Raw genomic sequence first — 2,653 nt, forward strand, 5'->3', positions numbered from 1 at the left:
CGGCCCGTTGGTGCGTGTCCCTCCGGACGCTGGCCCGCCGGACCCGAGGGGCCGGTGGGGGAGGGTGCCCTGCGTCGCCTGGGCGCGGAGCGTGTGGATCGCGGCCGGGTGGGTCCGGTCTTGGACCGGTCCGGGCGGGTTTTGGTGGTCGGGGTGATTACGGCGCGGGTTTCGAGTGTGTCCACCACTGTGCGGATGACCATGGTGCCGGTGCCGGTGCCGGTGCCGGTGGCGTGGTCGGTCACGGTCTTGGTCTGAGCGAACCGAGACGCGGCCGTCAACGGCCTGATCAGCCGAGCTTTTTCGCCACGGCTTCGCGCTGTCCGACCAGACTGGGCAGGGACTGTCCGTCGAGCTGGTCGACGACCCGCTTGCGAGCACTCGCCAGATGAACGGGGTAGGCACCCTGGAGACGTTTCAGCCCATCCGGGGTCGGTGAGGCCACAAGGCCCCGGCCGTCGGCTTCATGGCGCCGCTTGACCACCTGCCCACGGGCTTGCAGCGTCTCCACGATCCGCGTGATCCGACTCGCCGACAGGGCGCAGGCCGCGGCGAGGTCCGTCATCCGCAGCTCCTGGTTCTCGGCCTCGGAGAGCTTCACGAGGACGATGTACTCGGTCAGCGACAGGCCCGTGGACCGCAGCAGATCTTCGTCCAGCGAGCGCGGGAGCGCGATGATGACACGCATCAGGGCGCGCCAGAAGCGTTCTTCGTCGACGTTCAGTGGATCAACATCACTCACGCCTGCAATTTACTTGCGCAGTCAATTAAGTTCAAATGTTGTGACGTCGTGTAGCGACGTGTTCTGCAACGGTTCTGATCGATGCCACGCGGCACGCTCTATCACACGGGTCGGGGGTTGTTGCTGCGTTGCGTCCAAGACCTGCGCGGTATGCCGGCCGAGAGCGCAGCCACCACAAGATCCGCGATCGCTTCCCGCTGGGCGTGCTCGGTGTTACAGCCGTCCTCCAGGACCGCCGCGACGCCAAAACGCGCCGTGGCAAGCAGTCGTTTCCCGGCCAAGTACCGCGACATGGTCCCCCGTCTGACTCGGCGCGATGTCGCATACCCGGTCGCGCACCACTGCGACGCGGAGGAGCTGTTGCATGACCGCTGCGCGCAGCCGTCGGCGCTCATGGTTCGTGGAGAGGTGGTTGGTTGATGAAGCACCGACGGCACCGCCGGGTGGGGCGTATGCCAAGTCCGTCCATCCAGGCATGGAAGCCGCCCCACTGTGCCCGGAGCAGGCAGATCACTTTCGCACTGAAACGGTCCGAGCGTAAGCGGGCTGCCGAGCCGGGGGGAGGCCGAGATCACGTGAAACATGCAGTCCGGGCCGAACATGATCTGCTGTCAGACACCCTGGCGGCGACCGCACGGTGGTGCTTGAGGCGATTGATCCCGCACTCGACTGCATGTCGCTCGCGGTAGTTGGCCTTGTCGAACTTCGAAGGTCGGCCGCCGTAGGAGCTGTGCCCATCGCGGTTGCGGACCTGGCCGGCCTTGTCCGGGATCATGCAGCGGATCCCGCGTCGCCGCAGGTGGGCGTGGTTCTTGCGGGAGGCGCGCGCTTTGTCCGCCCGTACGCGATCGGGCCAGTGCGGGTCCGGCCTCATATCGGCGGTCGGCCCGGCTTCGTGCCCTTGGTCAGCAGCGGCTCCAGCCGGGTCCACTGTGCATCCGTCAGATCTGTGCGCTACGAAGCGAGATCATTCCGTGCCGGAGATCTACTTTTGACACACGCCCTCGGCAGCCCTGAATCGGGCCGAACGCACTCGACACACGGCCCACCGTGCCGCGTGTCGAGGTTCTGGGCGCGTGCACCCCGGCCATGGTCCGGCCGGGTGTCACCTTATGCCGCCAGAGTTTGTCCGACCACAGTCGCCACCAGGAGTCGCCCGATGCCCGTGACCATCGACGCGCCGCTGAGGTGATGCGTGGGTGAACGTCTGCGGCGGCGGAGCGGCCCCATTCCTTGTGAGCGATCTGTTTGGCCGGTCGAAAGGTGCGATGCGAAGACGGTGCCCGTCGCGGTCGCGATGTCAGTTCCCATGGTGAACACCTCGGTTGGTCGGTGTGGTTGATCGGTCAACCACATGATGGCAAATAATTGCTACACCAAGCAAGTATCTGAGTGGGGTCATCTTCACATGGATGGCCGGCGGGCAGCGGCCGGGGCGCCGCCCGGTCGCGGGTGCCCGGACGGGCGGCGCAACTGCATCGGTGCGGGCCTCGACGGAGCCGCACCTGCTCCGCGTTCTTCGGAAGGGGCCGGCGCTGAAGCATGCTGGCCCGAACGTCTGCCGTCCGACCGGCTGCCGGAGGAGCGGGTTCGGGCCGACCCGGGGATTCACCAGGCTCGGCGGAGGCACATGCGGAGCGTGTGTGCGGCGCTCAGGTCGCAATGCTCCGCGGGGTGGCGGCGAGCTTGTTGTGGTCCGGGCCGGTCAGCTGGCCTGGGAAGTGGCGGCGTATCACAGCCGGGTTCGCGCTGTGCTGCTGTGCTCCTGTGCGGTCGGCCGTGGCGGTGCGGGAGGACGGGGTGTCCCGCGGCCGGATCCGTATGTGCTGAAAAGAAGGGGGAGAGCCGGTCAGTATTTGTTGCGTCCGGCCCTGACGCCGCCGTCGACGTCCCAGGTGGCGCCGGTGACCC

1 protein-coding gene and 1 pseudogene are annotated in these 2,653 nt (G+C 67.2%); both read right to left on the minus strand.

The genetic code is table 11. The annotated features are described in order from the left end of the window. Window positions 1-245: pseudogene (locus ABT078_RS42400) on the minus strand (zinc ribbon domain-containing protein); the annotation flags it as partial. Window positions 246-289: 44 nt separating this feature from the next. Continuing rightward, a complete protein-coding gene (locus tag ABT078_RS42405) occupies window positions 290-742 on the minus strand; it encodes a MarR family winged helix-turn-helix transcriptional regulator (RefSeq protein WP_351237808.1) in 453 nt (150 codons plus the stop codon). Between the last annotated feature and the right edge of the window lie 1,911 nt (window positions 743-2,653).

This window comes from Streptomyces sp. NPDC002133 (assembly GCF_040296405.1).
Classification (GTDB): Bacteria; Actinomycetota; Actinomycetes; order Streptomycetales; family Streptomycetaceae; genus Streptomyces.